At 67.8% G+C, this 15191-nt stretch carries 15 protein-coding genes; 8 read left to right on the forward strand and 7 right to left on the reverse strand.

Annotated elements, in window-relative coordinates; genetic code table 11:
- Positions 1-33 precede the first annotated feature (33 nt).
- Positions 34-1254, forward strand: coding sequence for a hypothetical protein (locus KYX69_RS14795; RefSeq protein WP_300498573.1), 1221 nt, complete (start codon positions 34-36; stop codon positions 1252-1254).
- Here KYX69_RS14795 and KYX69_RS14800 read toward each other — a convergent pair whose 3' ends face one another.
- Genes KYX69_RS14800 through KYX69_RS14810 form a run of 3 tightly spaced genes read right to left on the reverse strand, consistent with a single transcriptional unit; the run spans position 1255 to position 2647 of the window.
- Positions 1255-1680, reverse strand: coding sequence for a hypothetical protein (locus tag KYX69_RS14800; RefSeq protein WP_300498575.1), 426 nt, complete (start codon positions 1678-1680; stop codon positions 1255-1257). It lies immediately after the preceding gene.
- Complete coding sequence (locus tag KYX69_RS14805) at positions 1671-2138, reverse strand: hypothetical protein (protein ID WP_300498577.1); 468 nt, start codon at positions 2136-2138, stop codon at positions 1671-1673. Before KYX69_RS14805 ends, KYX69_RS14800 begins: the two co-directional genes overlap by 10 nt.
- Entirely contained in the window at positions 2135-2647 is a 513-nt protein-coding gene (locus KYX69_RS14810; RefSeq protein WP_300498579.1) for a hypothetical protein, read from the reverse strand. The genes KYX69_RS14805 and KYX69_RS14810 overlap by 4 nt, the downstream gene beginning before the upstream one ends.
- 162 nt (positions 2648-2809) lie before the next feature.
- Between KYX69_RS14810 and KYX69_RS14815 the strand changes: the two genes are divergently transcribed.
- A complete protein-coding gene (locus KYX69_RS14815) occupies positions 2810-5296 on the forward strand; it encodes an alkaline phosphatase PhoX (protein WP_300498581.1) in 2487 nt (828 codons plus the stop codon).
- A 71-nt stretch (positions 5297-5367) separates the two neighbouring features.
- On the opposite strand, the gene KYX69_RS14820 is transcribed toward KYX69_RS14815, so the two are convergent.
- From KYX69_RS14820 to KYX69_RS14835, 4 genes are all read right to left on the reverse strand, one after another.
- Positions 5368-5688, reverse strand: a complete 321-nt coding sequence (locus tag KYX69_RS14820) for a hypothetical protein (RefSeq protein WP_300498583.1) — start codon at positions 5686-5688, stop codon at positions 5368-5370.
- A gap of 46 nt (positions 5689-5734) precedes the next feature.
- On the reverse strand, positions 5735-6307 hold the full coding sequence (locus KYX69_RS14825; protein WP_300498585.1) for a TetR/AcrR family transcriptional regulator: 573 nt from the start codon (positions 6305-6307) through the stop codon (positions 5735-5737).
- Positions 6308-6390: 83 nt separating this feature from the next.
- Positions 6391-7692, reverse strand: a complete 1302-nt coding sequence (locus KYX69_RS14830; protein ID WP_300498587.1) for an amidohydrolase family protein — start codon at positions 7690-7692, stop codon at positions 6391-6393.
- Complete coding sequence (locus KYX69_RS14835; protein WP_300498589.1) at positions 7689-9113, reverse strand: amidohydrolase; 1425 nt, start codon at positions 9111-9113, stop codon at positions 7689-7691. Before KYX69_RS14835 ends, KYX69_RS14830 begins: the two co-directional genes overlap by 4 nt.
- Before the next feature lie 135 nt (positions 9114-9248).
- Here KYX69_RS14835 and KYX69_RS14840 point away from each other — a divergent pair, with 135 nt between their 5' ends.
- Genes KYX69_RS14840 through KYX69_RS14865 form a run of 6 tightly spaced genes read left to right on the forward strand, consistent with a single transcriptional unit; the run spans position 9249 to position 15188 of the window.
- Positions 9249-9929 (forward strand): DUF4129 domain-containing protein, encoded by a 681-nt coding sequence (locus tag KYX69_RS14840; protein WP_300498591.1) that lies wholly within the window; start codon positions 9249-9251, stop codon positions 9927-9929.
- Positions 9926-11122 carry a DUF4350 domain-containing protein gene (locus tag KYX69_RS14845; RefSeq protein WP_300498593.1) on the forward strand — a complete coding sequence of 399 codons (1197 nt, stop codon included), beginning with the start codon at positions 9926-9928 and terminating at the stop codon, positions 11120-11122. Before KYX69_RS14840 ends, KYX69_RS14845 begins: the two co-directional genes overlap by 4 nt.
- On the forward strand, positions 11119-12075 hold the full coding sequence (locus KYX69_RS14850; protein ID WP_300498595.1) for a MoxR family ATPase: 957 nt from the start codon (positions 11119-11121) through the stop codon (positions 12073-12075). The genes KYX69_RS14845 and KYX69_RS14850 overlap by 4 nt, the downstream gene beginning before the upstream one ends.
- Positions 12072-13334 (forward strand): DUF58 domain-containing protein, encoded by a 1263-nt coding sequence (locus KYX69_RS14855; RefSeq protein ID WP_300498598.1) that lies wholly within the window; start codon positions 12072-12074, stop codon positions 13332-13334. The genes KYX69_RS14850 and KYX69_RS14855 overlap by 4 nt, the downstream gene beginning before the upstream one ends.
- Positions 13331-14326, forward strand: a complete 996-nt coding sequence (locus KYX69_RS14860; RefSeq protein ID WP_300498599.1) for a stage II sporulation protein M — start codon at positions 13331-13333, stop codon at positions 14324-14326. The genes KYX69_RS14855 and KYX69_RS14860 overlap by 4 nt, the downstream gene beginning before the upstream one ends.
- A complete protein-coding gene (locus tag KYX69_RS14865) occupies positions 14319-15188 on the forward strand; it encodes an RDD family protein (RefSeq protein WP_300498600.1) in 870 nt (289 codons plus the stop codon). Before KYX69_RS14860 ends, KYX69_RS14865 begins: the two co-directional genes overlap by 8 nt.
- Positions 15189-15191 lie beyond the last annotated feature (3 nt).

The raw sequence follows: 15191 nt of genomic DNA on the forward strand, positions 1-15191 counted from the left end.
GAATCTATGGTGCAGGATGGTGGGGACTGTGGCATGCGTTTGTTGATTTCTGGATTGCTGGCATCGCTTCTGCCCGGCACGGCGTCGGCGCAAAACAGCACGTCCACCGGACAGGGCGACCTCAAGGCGCTGCTGGAGCGTGTTCGGGCGCCGATGTACACCGCGACCGGTGCAACCATCGCGGGAAAGACGGCGACATATTCAGTCTCTGGCGCCGGGTGCGCGACGAAGGTCGAGGTTAGCTTTCCGTCGCACGAAATTGCCGGCACCGCGCACCCGGCACGCACCGACACGCGTAACATCGCCTGGGGCAAGGTTCAGTCGACCCGCCTGTCGAACAACGACACCTATGTCGTAATCGTCGCGCCGGATCAGCCGACGGGGGGCCGTTTTCTTTACGGTGGCGCCGCTGCGGCCGCCCTGAAGGCGGCCGTCGATCGCCTTGTCCGCGCTTGCGGGGGCCGGACGAGTGACCGAGTCGTCGCGGCTCCGCCCCCGCCGCCGTCACCGCCCCCACCGCCGTCACCGCCCCCACCGCCGTCGCCGCCCCCACCGCCCCCTCAACCGGCGATCAAGATCGCAGCCGTTCCGGGCAAGGGCTATGCCGCTGTCGTGGAGACGTTTCCCGTCACGCAACTCACGGCAGTCAGCGACCGCATCTCCGCGCTGGCGAAACAACGCTGCGGCCGCCTGTCCGTGCGCATGGGCCGCTACAAATATTTCACCAGCACCGACGCACAGGGCCGCGCCGCGCTGATCCAGTATCGGCAGAGCTTCTCCTGCTACGACCCCGCGACCGACCCGTATGAACGCGCGCCCGCCGACTGGAAGCCGAGTGCGCAGGATCAAGCCGACCTCACCGCCTTTGCCGAACGCTATATGGGCCTGCTCGACCGCAGCGATTACCTCGCGGGCATGCCGATGATGGAGCCGATCCTCGAGATCGAGAAGGATGAGTGGCTCAGCGTTCCCAACATGCTCAAGCAGCATTCCGGTGGAAAAGGTCGCTGGACGCTGCAGACGCTTGGCTGGGCAAACAATCCGGAGGGTGCGTCGCATCCCGGCCGCTATGCGTTCGTCAAGGTGACCGGAAGCTACCCCCGGATCGCGGCCTATTGCGGCACGCTGGTGATCTACCGCCAGCGCCCCGGTTCCTACCTCATCACCCAGCAGAATCTGAGCGTGATCCCGGAAAGCTGGATCACCAGCGGTCGGACCACCCGCGCAGAGGCGCTCAAGACCTGCGACCAATAATCACTGCGCGGGCGGCGGTTCGTCCTGTATCGCCACCCGCACCCGCTCGCGCCCACGGGTGAAGAAGGCCGCGTCGATCGCGAGGCTCTCGAGCCGCCAGCCATCGACGCTCTCGCCCACCGCCAGCGTCCGCGCGCTGCCATCGGCGGTCCGCACCAGCGCCACCGCGTCGCGGTTGAGCCGGCCGGCAATGCCCGTCAGCTCCGGGGCATCGGCCGGGGCGGCGCTCGCCTCCGCCGCGGCAAATAGCGGTCGGTCGAACACCCGCGCCGGCGCTGGCAGGGGCTGCGGCACCAGCGTTGCGGCAACGGGACGCGCTTCTGGCCCTGGCGCATGCCCATAAGGGTAGAGCGCGATCACCGGCACCAGCGCCGAGACCAGCCCCGCCGCGATCATGAGCCGCATTTCGGTCCGGCTTAGCGCCATGCCGCCACCATCTCCCCCTCCACCCGCACCCCGCCATCGGCGAGCGCGGTTGCGCGCCAGCTGCGGAAGCGGACCAGCGGTGTTCCGCGCTCGATCCCGTCGAGCATGGCGATCACGGCCTTCTCCTGACCCGACAGCCGAATGCGCAGCGCAACGATGCCGGACGGCGACGATGCCGGAGCAAGCGCTTCGACCAGCACCCCTGCCGATGCCGCACGCCCGCGTATCATCGTGGCAAGGCTGCGCGCGGCGGCGGCACGATCCGCAGCTGTGATCGCAAGGCCGGGCGCCAGCAGCGGGCGCACCGGCGGCGGCGGCGCGGACAGGCTGGCCATCAGGTCGGCATGGGTCTGCCGCGCCGACCACAGCCCAGCCAGCGCCGCACCCAACGGCGCCGCCAGCAGGAGCAATGCCAGCACGCCACCGCCCAGCCCCAGCGCAACACTAGCCCGGCTCATGCGCGCGTCCGCAACGTCACGACGACGCGCGCGTCCGGCGTGCGGCGCTGGCCGCTCTCCCGCAACGCGACGAGCAGCGGGTCGCGGCGCAGCGCACCGCGCAAGAGATCGGGGTCGCTCGCCGAAATCTCGACCTGCAACTGGCCATTGGGTTCGCGTGCAGCCGAAACGAGCCGGGCATCGTCGGGCAGCGCGCGTGCCAGCCGCTCGAGCGTCGCAACCAATGCCGGCTGCCGCACGGCATCGCGCAACACCGCCGCCGCCGCTTCGCGTGTCGCCTGTGGCGCATGGCGCGCGCGGACCTGCTGCTCGATCCCCCGCGTTTCCGCCGCGACACCAGCGCGCAGCAGGCTCGCGCCGACGATCGTCAGCAACGGCCCGAGCGCGACCAGCCCGGCCAGCGCCAGCGCAACGCGGATGTCGGGCATTGCCAGGCTGGGCCGCGCCTGCGCCGCGCGCGCGGTGCGTCGGATCAGGCGATCGGTCAGGCTGTCCCGCGGCGCGCTCATGACGCCGCCTCTAGCGAAGCCGCCGCCGCCTGCCCAGCAGTCATGAAAATGCCGCGAATTCGCAACGCGTTCGTCCGCAAATCTGCATCACGCCGTAAAGCGCTGCGGCCACAGCGACTCTGCACCCAGTCCAAACGGGACCTGGGGTCAGGGGACACAGACATGACCGAACTCACTGCGCACGGCTTCGCGTATAGCGACGGCGACGTCGATACCAACACGAGCAGCAATCCCAGCCTCAACGCCATGATCGACCAGCGCTATTCGCGCCGCGCCGCGCTGCGTTCCGGCGCCATGGCGGCCTCGGTGGCAGTATTCGGCGGCGCAGTGCTGGCCGGTTGCGACAGCGCCGCGTCCAGCTCGGACCCCTTCCCCAACATCATCTCGGTCGGTTCGTCGGGCACGACCAAGGCCGGTCGCGTCGTCACGCTGACCGCCAATGTGACCGACAATGGCGCGGTGAGCTCGGCCTGGGTGCAGACCCAGGGGCCGACGGTCACGCTGACCAACCCGACCTCGACGACGCCGTCCTTCATCGCGCCGGCCGTTCGGACGGCGACGCCGCTGCGCTTCGAATATCGCGCAACTGATACTGCGGGCCAGACAACGGTCGAAAGCGTCACGGTGACCGTGGATGCCGCGGAGATGGGCTTCACCTCGATTGGCAAGAACCGCAACGACGTCGTCACGGTCCCGGCCGGGTATTCGGTCACCGTCCTGACCCGCCTCGGCGATCCGATCGCTTCGGGCGTCCCGGCCTACAAGAATGACGGCACCGACACCGATTTCGCAAACCGCATCGGCGATCATGGCGACGCCCTCTACTGGTATGGCCTGTCGTCGACCGGCGCGCGCGACGACAACAGCTCGGTGCGCGGCCTGATCGTCCAGAACCACGAGAATCTGAACGTCCAGTATCTCCACCCGGCCGGCCCGACGTCGCCCGGCGGCGTCCGTCCGGAGAGCGAGGCGCTCAAGGAAATGGAAGCGCATGGCGTATCGGTGACCGAAGTCGTCGAAGGCGCCAACCGCGCCTGGACCTATGTCCAGAACTCGACCTTCAACCGCCGCGTTACGCCCAGCACCCCGATGGTGTTCAACGGGCCGGTGCGCGGCGCAGCGCTGCTCCGCACGCCGCATTCGACCGACGGCACCGCCGGTCGCGGCACGATCAACAACTGCGCCAATGGCCACACTTTCTGGGGCACCAACATCACGTGCGAGGAAAATTGGGCCGGCTATTTCCGCCGCAGCGGCGATGACGCCCAGCGCACCGCACGTGAAGTCGTCGCACTGCGCCGCTATGGCGTCACCAGCAGCAGCGGCAGCTATGGCTGGTCGACCGTGACCCCGGCCGACGCCAGCAACACGCTGTTCCGCCGCTGGGACGCGCGCGCGACGGTCGGCGGCAGCGCCACGACCGATTGGCGCAACGAACCGAACCAGTTCGGCTGGGTCGTCGAAATCGATCCCTATGACAAGACCAAGGCACCGCGGAAGCGCACCGCGCTCGGCCGCATGGGCCATGAGGGCGCGTGGTTCGGCAACCCGGTTCCGGGCAAGAAGCTTGCCGTCTATCTCGGCGACGACGCGCGCGGCGAATATTTCTACAAGTTCGTCTCGAACGCGACCTGGACCGCCAGCGACGCACAGGCGGCCGACCGCCTTGCGATCGGTGACAAATATCTCGACGCCGGCACGCTCTATGTCGCCCGCTTCGGCGCCGACGGTTCGGGCCGCTGGCTCCCGCTCGTGTTCGGTCAGGTTCCGAACCGCCCGGCGGTCGGCGCGGATCCCGAATATGTCTTTGCCGACCAGGCCGACATCCTGACCAATGCCCGCCTCGCCGCTGACGCGGTTGGCGCGACCAAGATGGATCGTCCGGAATGGACCGCGACCAACCCGGTCACCGGCGAAATCTACCTGACGCTGACCAACAACAATGCGTCGCTGCGCCCGATCACCGGCACCGACGCTGCCAACCCGCGCCACTATAACGACCCCAAGGGCGCGTCCAACCAATATGGCAACCCCAACGGCCACATCCTGCGCCTGCGCGAATTGGCCGACGATCCCGCCGCGCTCAGCTTCGTGTGGGATATCTACCTGTTCGGTGCTGACTCGGCTGAGGCAAGCAGCGACGTCAACATTTCGGGCCTCACCGCGAACAACGACTTCTCCAGCCCGGACGGCCTGTGGTTCTCGCGCCCGAGCAACCCGGGTGGCCAGGTCAAGCCGCTGCTGTGGATCCAGACCGATGACGGCGCCTTCACCGATCGCACCAACAACCAGATGCTGCTCGCGATGCCGGGTATCACCAATGACGGCGCAAGCGTGACCATCACCAACCGCGGCAGCGGCGGCACGACCGGGACCCAGACCACCCGTCGCGGTGCGCTGGCAACCGACGCAACGCTCAAGCGCTTCCTGGTTGGACCGATCGGGTGCGAAATCACCGGCGTCGACAGCACGCCGGACGGTCGCACCCTGTTCGTCGGCATCCAGCATCCGGGCGAAGATGGCACCCCCGCCGCCCCGGACAGCAGTTGGCCGGCCACGCAGGCGACCGGCACCGCACCCGCCGGCACCCGCCCGCGTTCTGCGGTCGTGGTGATCACCAAGAACGACGGCGGTGTCGTCGGCCTCTGACCTAGTGAACCCCAACTGAAAGGGGGCGGTCTCGCGACCGCCCCCTTATTTGTGTCTGTGCTCGGTGCCGGTCAGGTGCGGCTGCGAATTTGCGCCGTACCCTCTGGGGTAATCTCGACCACATAGGGTTCGGTATTATCGCACACGACGCGCCAGCGGATTCGGTCGGCGCGCGTTTCGACCCGCGTCAGTTCGGTCACCGTCTGGCACTCCAGCCCGGCATCGCGGATCGCGCGCAGCATGACGCCATCCTGCAGCCGCTTCGGCAAGTCCACGATCCGCTTCTGGGTGTCGCTCAACACCAGCGGCGTCTGCGATGCCGCCGGAGCCGGAGCCGGCTCAGAACCGCCACCGCATCCGGCCAGCAACGCCGCGCCCGTCAAAATAGCCATCATCGTCCGCATCGTCCGCACCTCCGTCACTGCATAACGCCGATCGTCACGGCTTCGATCCGATCATCTTGAGAAACAGCCGCGTCGCCCGCTCGACCCGCGCGCGGATCGCCTCGGGCGTCGGCAGCGGCTCCAGCCCCAGCTTCAGCCCCATGTCCGCCGCGCCCTTCCACAGCCCGCACAGATCCTGCGCGGCAAGGTTGGGGTCATCGACCTCCACCTCGCCACGTGCCTGCGCTTCGGCCAGCACCTCGGCAAGCCGCCCGAAACACACACCCGGCCCCGCCTCGTAAAAGCGGCGCGCCAGCGTCGGGATCTGCGAGATTTCGTTGAGCAGCACCCGGTCGATCGCGACATGATCCTCGCTGAACATGAAGGTCAGCAGCGCAACCCCATAGGCGTTCAGCTGGTCCTCCAGCGATCGCTGGTCGGCGACCCCGGCATCGAACACCTCTGCCATCCGCGTGCTTTCGACGCGGATCACCTCCTCGAACAAGGTCTCCTTGTCGCTGAAGCGATTATAGACCGTCACCTTCGACACGCCTGCCGCTGCCGCAATCTCCTCGATCGTGGCGGCATGGAAGCCACGCGTGAAGAACGCCTGACGGGCCGCCTCCACGATCGCCGCATATTTGGCGGGATCGCGCGGGCGGCCCGCACGGCGCGGTTCATCGCCCGCACAGGCCAGTTTGAACGGCGCGGTCAGCGCTGATACGCCTTGGGCAAGGCGCCTTCCTTCGGATCGAAATAGCGCTTGCGCAGCTGATCCTGGCGCGTCTCGATCGGCTGTTCGACGCCGTCGATGAACACCCGCACCGCTGCACTTCCGATCTCCAGCGGGTCGCCGTCCCACACCACCACGTCGCCGCGACGGCCCGGGCGCAGCGATCCAAACTCGCCGCCCATCCCCATCGCTTCGGCGGGCTTGGAGCTGATCGTCGCGAACGCCTGCCCCCAGTCGAGCCCCGACGCGCCCGGAACTTTGGTCAGCGCGACCAGGTTACCAGCATATTGCTTGACCAGCCGTGCCTGCCGCGCCTCGTCATCGTTGATCATGCCGATACCGACCGTCACGCCAGCGGCCTGCATCCGCCCGATATTCGACTGAGTCGCCGCCAGCTGCTCGAACGACGCCGGCAGATCCGACAGCGCCGATGCCAGCACCGGCACCTTCGCCGCCGCAATCTGCCGCGCGACGGTCCAGCCCTCGTTGACGCCGACTAGCACCAGCTTGAGCGCAGGCACCTCACGCTTGAGTTCAAGCACCACCAGAATGTCCGACGCCCGCTCGACATGCACCAGCAACGGTACCTGTCCGGTCACCACCGGCACCAGCGCCTGCGCGTCAGCGCGGGTCAGCAGCGCATCCTTGCCGCGATCGGCAAAGCTCGCCGGCGCGCGGGCATAGTCGCGCACCTCGAACAGGATATTCTTGAGCATCGCAATCGCGGCGGGTCGGCTGCCGCCGGCGCGGCGCGCGCCCTCTTCGCCATAGACCATGAACTGGAAGGCGCGCGGCTTGCTCACCGGATCCATGTCGGTGCCGAGGTCGATGATCGCCCCCTGCCCGGCAAAGATCGATCCGCGGGCTTCGGGCGCAACCACCGCACGGGTGATGCCCTCGGCACGATTGACCGTGATCGCGCTCGTCTTGGGATTCACCGCAGCCGACACATCGAGCGCGGCATTGAAGGGCGAGTTGCCAGCGGCGGAATCGTCGGTTTCGCTGACGCCATCGACCTCGACAATGCCCATGCGGGTAAAGCCCGCAAACAGGCCTGGCGTCACCCAGCGGCCACCGGCATCCACGACCGGCACCCCGGCAGGAACCGCGACACCCGTGCCCGCAGCGACGACCCGCCCATCGCGCACCACGACCGTGCCGCCATCGACCGGAGCCGAGCCGTCGCCAATCACCAGGCGCGCATTGGTAATCGCAACCGTCTGTGCGGTGGCGGGGAGTGCGGCACCCATCGCCGCAGCGGCTAGCAACAGCGCCTTCATTTCACGTCTCCCGATCCGGGCTGGCCCAGCTCGAAGTCCGATACCGGTCGCAATTTGGGGTTGTGCATATCGTATAGCAATGCGCCGTCGACCCAGACTTTCTCAGGCCGCGTGTAAACGCTGAACGGATTGCCATTCCACAGCACGACATCGGCCATCTTGCCGGCCTTCAGACTGCCGGTCACCTGATCGATGCCCAGCGCTTTGGCCGGCGTGATCGCGGCCCATTTCCACGCGATCTCCTCGGGGATCACGAAGCCCGCACGCTTGGCGGCGGCGCGAACCTTGGCGATTTCCTGATTGAGCCGCTGGATGCCGTTGGCGTCGTCCGAATGGATCATGCCGCACGCACCCTCGCGTTCGAGGATGGCGAGGTTTTCGGAGACGGCGTCGTACGACTCCATCTTGAACCCCCACCAGTCCGCCCAGACCGCGGCGCAAGTGCCATTGGCCTTGAGCAGATCGGCGATCTTGTATGCCTCGACCGCATGGTGGAACGTGCCGACCTTGTACCCGAACTCCTTGGCCATATCGAGGACGATGGCCATTTCGTCAGCGCGATAGCAGTGATTGTGAATGATGATCTCACCTGCCAGCACCCCGCGCAGCGTGTCCATCGCCATGTCGCGCGCAGGCGGCTCCCCGCCATTTTCCTCATAGCGGTCCCAGCGCCGTTTATAGTCCTGCGCCCGCGCCCAGGTCTGGCGATCGACCGCGATATTGCCCATGCGGGTCGAGGGCATCCGCCCCTTGCTGCCATAGACGCGCTTCGGATTCTCGCCGCACGCCATTTTCAGGCCATAGGGCGCGCCGGGGAATTTCATCCCCTGCATCGTGCGCGCATAGACGTTCTTGAGCGTCACGCTGCGCCCGCCGAACAGGTTCGCCGAACCCGGCAGGATTTGCAGCGTGGTGACGCCGCCATTGGCGAGCGCGCGGCTGAAACCGGGGTCCTGCGGCCACACGCTATGCTCAGCCCACACTTCGGCGGTAACCGGCCCGGTCGCCTCGTTGCCGTCGGAATGCGCCTGGACGCTGGGGGTCGGATAGTCACCAAGATGGCTGTGCACATCGATGATGCCAGGCGTCACATATTTCCCCGCGCCGTCGATGACCGTCGCGCCTTCGGGTGCCGCGATGCTCTGGCCCACTTCGACGATCTTGCCGTCGCGGAACAGCACCGCGCCGCGCTCGACCTTGCCGCCTTCGCCATCCAGAATCGTGACATTGGTCAACAGCGTCGGCACGCCCGGATAGGGCTTGTAGGTCGAGGGATAGGGATTGTGGTCATACCCCTTGTTCTTTCCCGGCCCCTTTTTCGCAGGGGCGTCCGACGCCGCGCTCTTGGGCTTGGGTCCCGCGGTCGCGCTACAGGCCGCCAGCGCCGCCGCCGCCGCCGTGCCGATGATGATCCGGATCAACGCGCAAATCTCCCTGTTCGATGCCGCGCGGTCGATGTGCCGCGCCGTTCAAGCGACGTTAGGGACGAAAAGCGTTGCGCGCAATTTGCCGATTTGCTCCAAGGGCATCAACAGCTTCCGGGGGGATTCACGGCAATGACGGCACAGGGCGCAAGCGCCGCCGCACGCGATGGCGCGGCCGCCGGGTCCGGTGCGCCGCCGTTCGGCGATCCCGCAAGCGCAGACGCCGCGCATCGCACGCTCAAAGGCGATGCCAGCATCCAGTTCGACTTCCCCTGGCTCATCCCGGAACAGCGCGAAATGCCCGAATGGCTGCGGGACACGCTCCGGGCGCTCGGCAATTTCATCGAATGGGTCGGCGGCGGCTGGACAGTCCTGATGTGGATCGCCATCGCATTGGTGGTGATCGCGCTGGCCTTCGCGCTCTTCCCGCCGCTGCGCGCATGGCTCGCCAACCGCATGGCCGCCAATGGCGCAACGGCCGCAACGCCCGGCTGGGCGCCCGAAGCATCGGTCGCCCGCGCGCTGCTGGTCGAGGCGGACCAGCTCGCCGCGACCGGTCGCTATGACGAAGCGGTGCGCCTGCTGCTCCACCGCAGTGTCGAAGATATCGAACGCTGGCGCGGCGATCCGCTCCGCCCGTCCTGGACCAGCCGCGACATCGCCCGGATCGAGGCGCTGCCCGACGCCGCCCGCGCCGTGTTCGGCCGCATCGTCGCCGATGTGGAGCGTAGCCTGTTTGCCGGCCACCCGCTCGGTCAAGCCGACTGGGAACGCGCCCGCGCCGACTATGCCGGGTTCGCGCTCGGCCGATGACCAAGAGCAGCGCCAACCCGTTCCGCACCCGCACGGTGCTGATCCTCGTCGCGGCGGGGTTCATCCTCGCACTCGGCTTCCTGCTGGTCAGCGCCTATGGCGACCGGATCGATCGCCAGCGCGGCAACATCCCCAGCCCCGCCTCGCGCTTCGCCACCGGCTTTTACGGCCTGACCAAATTAGTCGAGCTGGCCGGAGGCAAGGTCAGCATGTCGGGCGATCCGGCGGACCGACCCGAGCAGGGCATTCTGGTCCTGACGCCCAATGCCGGCACGACGCGCGCCGAAATGGATATCGCATTGGACGAGGCCGCCGGGCCGAACGCGCCGGTGCTCGTCATCCTGCCCAAATGGATTTCCGCACCTCAGCGCAACAACCCCCGGCGCGAACAGCGGCTCGGCTTGCTCCCGCCCGAACGCATCGCCGCCCTGCTCGCCCCGGTGGCGGAGGCGAGCGTTGAGCGCGAAAAGCCCGGACCGTTGGTCATCCGCACCAGCCTGCCCATCCCCCCCTTCCGCCCGCCCGAAGCGCTGCAATCGGTGCGCGGCGACAAGCTCTATCCGCTGATTGCCGCGCCCGATGGCGGCGCGGTGCTGGCGGAGATTCCGGGCAAGAACATCTTCGTCCTCGCCGACCCGGACCTGCTCAACAATCACGGGCTCGCGTATCGCGCCAACGCCCGCGCGACGCTGGCGATGCTCGCCGGGCTCGATCCGCAAGCGCCCGGCACCGTGATCTTCGATACGATGCTTCCTTATGGCAGCGGCGGTCGCAACCTGCTCCAGCTGGCGTTCGAACCACCCTTTGCCGGGGTCAGCATCGCGCTGCTCATCGCTGCATTGCTCGCGGGGATCGCGACCCTGGTCCGCTTCGGCCCGGTGCGCCGCGAACAGCGCGCGGTGCCGTTCGGCAAGGCCGCGCTGATCGACAATATCGTCAGCCTCGCCCGCCGCGCGCGCCGCACGCGGGAGGGGGGCAGCGCCTATGCCGACGCGATCCGCGACTGGGCCGCACGCCGCCTCGCTTTGCCCCGCACCGTGCAGGGCGAGGCACTGGATACCCAACTCGACGCGATCCCCACGACAACCTCCTACGTAAGCGCGACCCAGCGGGTGCGCGCGGCGACCACCGAAACCGAACTGCTCCACGCCGCACAGGCGCTGGATGACTGGCGAAAGGAAGTGAAGGCATGACACTCGACGACGTCCGCAACCTCGGTGCGGCGATCGATGCCCAGGTGGCCAAGGCCGTGGTGGGTCAGGGACGCGCCACGCGCCTGTTGACCATCGCCTTGCTCTCGGGCGGCCACGTCCTGCTCGAAGGTGCACCGGGCACCGCCAAGACGCTGCTGGCGCAGAGCTTCGCGCGCACGCTCGGGCTCGATTTCGGTCGCATCCAGTTCACCCCCGATCTGATGCCCGGCGATATCGTCGGTGCCAGCCTGTTCAACTTCCAGAGCTCGTCGTTCGAACTGCGCCGCGGCCCGGTGTTCACCGAATTGCTGCTGGCCGACGAAATCAACCGCACCCCGCCCAAGACCCAGGCCGCCCTGCTCGAAGCGATGCAGGAACGCGCGGTCACGATCGACGGCTCGACCGAGAAGCTCTCCGACCGCTTCACCGTGGTCGCGACCCAGAACCCGATCGAGCAGCAGGGCGTCTATCCCCTGCCAGAGGCGCAGCTCGACCGCTTCCTGTTCAAGCTGGCGATCGACTATCCCGATGCCGAGGCCGAACGCGCGATCGTCGCGCAATATGGCACCCGCACCGGCTCGCCGCGCCCCGAGGATAGCGGCGTCGAACAGGTCGCGACCCCCGACGCGCTCAAGGCAGCGAGCGACACCGTGCTGACCGTGCGGCTGGCGGATGAGATCATCGCCTATGTCGTCGATCTGATCCGCGCGACCCGCGACCATGCCGACCTGTCGCACGGCGCATCGCCGCGTGCCGCCTCCGCGCTCGCCGCAGCAGCGCGCGCCGCCGCCGCGCTGGAGGGCCGCGACTATGTCATCCCCGATGACGTGAAGCTGCTCGCCCAGCCGCTGCTGCGCCACCGCGTCGTCCTGTCGCCCGCCGCCGAGATCGACGGCCGCCGCACCGACGATATCGTCGCCCAGCTGATCGACCGGGTCGAGGCGCCGCGTTGATCGTTCCGACCCAGCGGGCGGTCGCGCTGACGCTGGTGGCGGCGCCGATGGCGCTGCTGCTGGGCGTCGTGCGCCCGGACGGCTGGCTGCTGGCGGTCGCCTGGGCAGCGGGCGTCGCGCTGTTGGTGCTGCTCGACGGCCTGTTCGCGCCACGCATCCGAACGAATGACTTGCGCATCGAAGGGCCGGGCGCGGTGGATGTCGGCGGAACGGTTGCGCTCGCCGGCGCGACCCCGGGCCTCGCCTATGCGGCGGACGTTTCCGCTCCACTAGAACCTCTCCCCTTCAGCAAGCGGGAGGGGAACGGACTAACTTATACCGCCACCCGGCGCGGCACCGCTAAGCTCTCCCGCATCTGGGCGCGCGCATCGGGCCCGCTCGGGCTCGCCTATCGCCAGCGCAGCGCCGCGACCGATGACAGCATCCGGATCCTCCCCGATCTTCGCCCCGTGCGCGAACAGGGGATGCGCCAGTTCCTGCGCAGCCGCCAGTTCGGCGCGCGCATCCGTCCCGAAAGCGGCGACGGCACCGAATTTCAGGCGCTGACCGACTTCCAGCCCGGCATGGAACGCCGCGCGATCGACTGGAAGGCAACGGCCCGCCACCTTTCGCTCCTCGCCCGCGAATATCGCACCGAACGCGACAACAGCGTCGTCTTCGCGGTCGATTGCGGTCGCACGATGAGCGAGCCGGTCGCCGGCGTCCCGCGCATCGACCGCGCCGTCTCCGCCGCCCTGCTCGCATCGTTCGTCGCGCTCAAATCGGGCGACACGGTGCGCCTGTTCGGGTTTGCCGGGCGTCCGACCGCGGATTCGGGCAGCATCACCGGCGCGCGCGGCTTCGCGACGCTGCACCGCACCGCCGCCGAATTGGATTATGACGCGCAGGAAAGCAATTTCACCCTCTCGCTCGTCGCGCTCGACCAGCGTCTTCAGCGCCGCAGCCTGATCATCCTGTTCAGCGAATTCACCGATCCGACCAGCGCCGAACTGATGCTCGGCGCAGCGGCACGGATGCGCAAGCGCCACCGCCTGATCTTCGTCCTGTTCCGCGATATCGAGCTTGAGGCGTTTCTCGAGGCGCGGCCCGAAACCGCCGACGACGTGATCCGCGCCAATGTCGCCCACGCCCTGCTGCGCGAGCGGCGGATCGTGATCGAGCGGTTGAAGCGGCTCGGCATCGACGTGCTCGAAGCCGCGCCCGACGACCTCGCCCTCGCGCTCGCCGAGCGCTATGTCCGGGACCGCGAACGCCCATGAGCAACACCGTCTTTGGCGTCAGCCAGTTCCGCGCCGAACGCGAAGCCGATTGGCAGCGGCTGGAGGCGATGCTCGACCTGATCGAGAAGAAATCCCCGCGCCGCTTGTCGAGCGAGGATCTGTTCGAACTCCCGCGCCTCTACCGCTCGACACTGTCGGCGCTCTCGATCGCGCGCGAAACCTCGCTCGACGGGTCGATGATCGCCTATCTCGAGAGCCTGTCGACCCGCGCCTATTTCATCCTTTATGGCTGCCGCGACTCCTTCTGGAAGCAGTTGGGCGGCTTCTTCGCACAGGGCTGGCCCGCCGCAGTGCGCGGGATGGTCGGCGAAATCCTGATCATCGCGGCGTTGTTCATCGGCAGCGCGCTCGCCGGCTATTTCCTCGTCATGGCCGATCCCGGCTGGTTCGGCGCAATCGTCTCCGGTGAGCTCGCCAGCGGTCGCAACATGCAGGCGAGCGTCGAGACGTTGCGTGAGTCGATCTATGGCGCACCCGAACATGACGGCCTGGAAATCTTCGCGACCTTCCTGTTCACGCATAACAGCCAGGTTTCGATCCTGGCCTTCGCGCTGGGCTTTGCCTTCGGCATCCCGACCTTGTTCCTGATGGCGAGCAATGGCGTGATGGTCGGCGCCTTTTACGCTGTGTTCGTGTCCAAGGGGCTGGGCGTCGGCTTCACCGGCTGGCTGATGATCCATGGATCGACCGAATTGAGCGCGATCATCCTCGCCGGCGCGGCGGGGCTGCATATCGGGCGCGCCGTCGCCTTCCCCGGCGAACGCAGCCGCCTCGCCGCCGCTGGCGAAGCCGGCCGTCGCGGCGCGCTGGTGATGATCGGCGTCGTCATCATGCTGCTCGTCGCCGGCCTGCTCGAAGGGTTCGCGCGCCAGTTGATCACTGCTGACGCAGCGCGCTTCGCCATTGCCGCGACCATGTTCGCGATCTGGGTCGTCTATTTCACGCTCGGCGGGCGCCGCCGCCATGGCTGAGCGGAAGGACCGCCTGGTCCGCGAACTGGTAACGCCCGAGGGAGCGGTGCTGCATCTGCGGCTGGCCAGCGCGGGATCGCGCGCCGCAGCCTTCACCATCGATGCCGCGATCATGCTGGCGGCACTGATCGCGCTCACGATCGCAGCGGCGGGTCTGCTGACCAGCCAGCAATCGGCCAGCGTCGCGGCGATCCTGTGGCTGCTCGGCTTCTTCCTGCTGCGCAATTTCTACTTCACCCTGTTCGAAAGCGGCGGGCGCGCGGCGACGCTGGGCAAGCGCGCGCTCAAACTGCGCGTCGTCGCGCGCGACGGCGGGCGGTTGACCGGCGGGGCGGTGCTGGCGCGCAACTTGACGCGTGAGATCGAGGTGTTCCTGCCCCTCATCTTCCTGCTCACCGCGCAGGCGGAAGGGTTCAGCAGCCGCTGGCTGACGCTGTTCGGCTTTGGCTGGACCGCGATCTTCATGCTGTTCCCGCTGTTCAACCGCGACCGGCTGCGCGCGGGCGACCTCATCGCGGGCACCTGGGTGGTCGAGAATGAACGGCCCAAGATCGCGCCCGACCTGCTCGCCGATGCAGAGCCCGAGCGGATCGAGCGTTACGCCTTCACGCCCGAGGAACTCGAAACCTACGGCCAGATGGAGGTGCAGCGCCTGGCCGATATCCTGCATCGCGATGACGCCGACACGATCGTCACCGTTGCCGGCGTAATCCGCCGCAAGCTCGGACGTCCCGATCATGGCACGCATGTCGGTGAGGACCGCGCCTTCCTCGACGCCTATTACGCCGCCGCGCGCCGCCACCTCGAACGCCGCCTGTTGTTCGGCAAGCGAAAGCGCGACAAGTTCGATTCGGAAGGTTAGGAA

Origin of the sequence: Sphingomonas sp. (genome assembly GCF_030145815.1) — a bacterium.
Classification (GTDB): domain Bacteria; phylum Pseudomonadota; class Alphaproteobacteria; order Sphingomonadales; family Sphingomonadaceae; genus Sphingomonas.

What these genes read in the sequence shown, in the direction of transcription:
- KYX69_RS14795 (WP_300498573.1), top strand. Translation starts at nt 34, where the DNA reads ATGCGTTTGTTGATTTCTGGATTGCTGGCATCGCTTCTGCCCGGCACG.
- KYX69_RS14800 (WP_300498575.1), bottom strand. Translation starts at nt 1,680, where the DNA reads ATGGCGCTAAGCCGGACCGAAATGCGGCTCATGATCGCGGCGGGGCTG.
- KYX69_RS14805 (WP_300498577.1), bottom strand. Translation starts at nt 2,138, where the DNA reads ATGAGCCGGGCTAGTGTTGCGCTGGGGCTGGGCGGTGGCGTGCTGGCA.
- KYX69_RS14810 (WP_300498579.1), bottom strand. Translation starts at nt 2,647, where the DNA reads ATGAGCGCGCCGCGGGACAGCCTGACCGATCGCCTGATCCGACGCACC.
- KYX69_RS14815 (WP_300498581.1), top strand. Translation starts at nt 2,810, where the DNA reads ATGACCGAACTCACTGCGCACGGCTTCGCGTATAGCGACGGCGACGTC.
- KYX69_RS14820 (WP_300498583.1), bottom strand. Translation starts at nt 5,688, where the DNA reads ATGGCTATTTTGACGGGCGCGGCGTTGCTGGCCGGATGCGGTGGCGGT.
- KYX69_RS14830 (WP_300498587.1), bottom strand. Translation starts at nt 7,692, where the DNA reads ATGAAGGCGCTGTTGCTAGCCGCTGCGGCGATGGGTGCCGCACTCCCC.
- KYX69_RS14840 (WP_300498591.1), top strand. Translation starts at nt 9,249, where the DNA reads ATGACGGCACAGGGCGCAAGCGCCGCCGCACGCGATGGCGCGGCCGCC.
- KYX69_RS14845 (WP_300498593.1), top strand. Translation starts at nt 9,926, where the DNA reads ATGACCAAGAGCAGCGCCAACCCGTTCCGCACCCGCACGGTGCTGATC.
- KYX69_RS14850 (WP_300498595.1), top strand. Translation starts at nt 11,119, where the DNA reads ATGACACTCGACGACGTCCGCAACCTCGGTGCGGCGATCGATGCCCAG.
- KYX69_RS14860 (WP_300498599.1), top strand. Translation starts at nt 13,331, where the DNA reads ATGAGCAACACCGTCTTTGGCGTCAGCCAGTTCCGCGCCGAACGCGAA.
- KYX69_RS14865 (WP_300498600.1), top strand. Translation starts at nt 14,319, where the DNA reads ATGGCTGAGCGGAAGGACCGCCTGGTCCGCGAACTGGTAACGCCCGAG.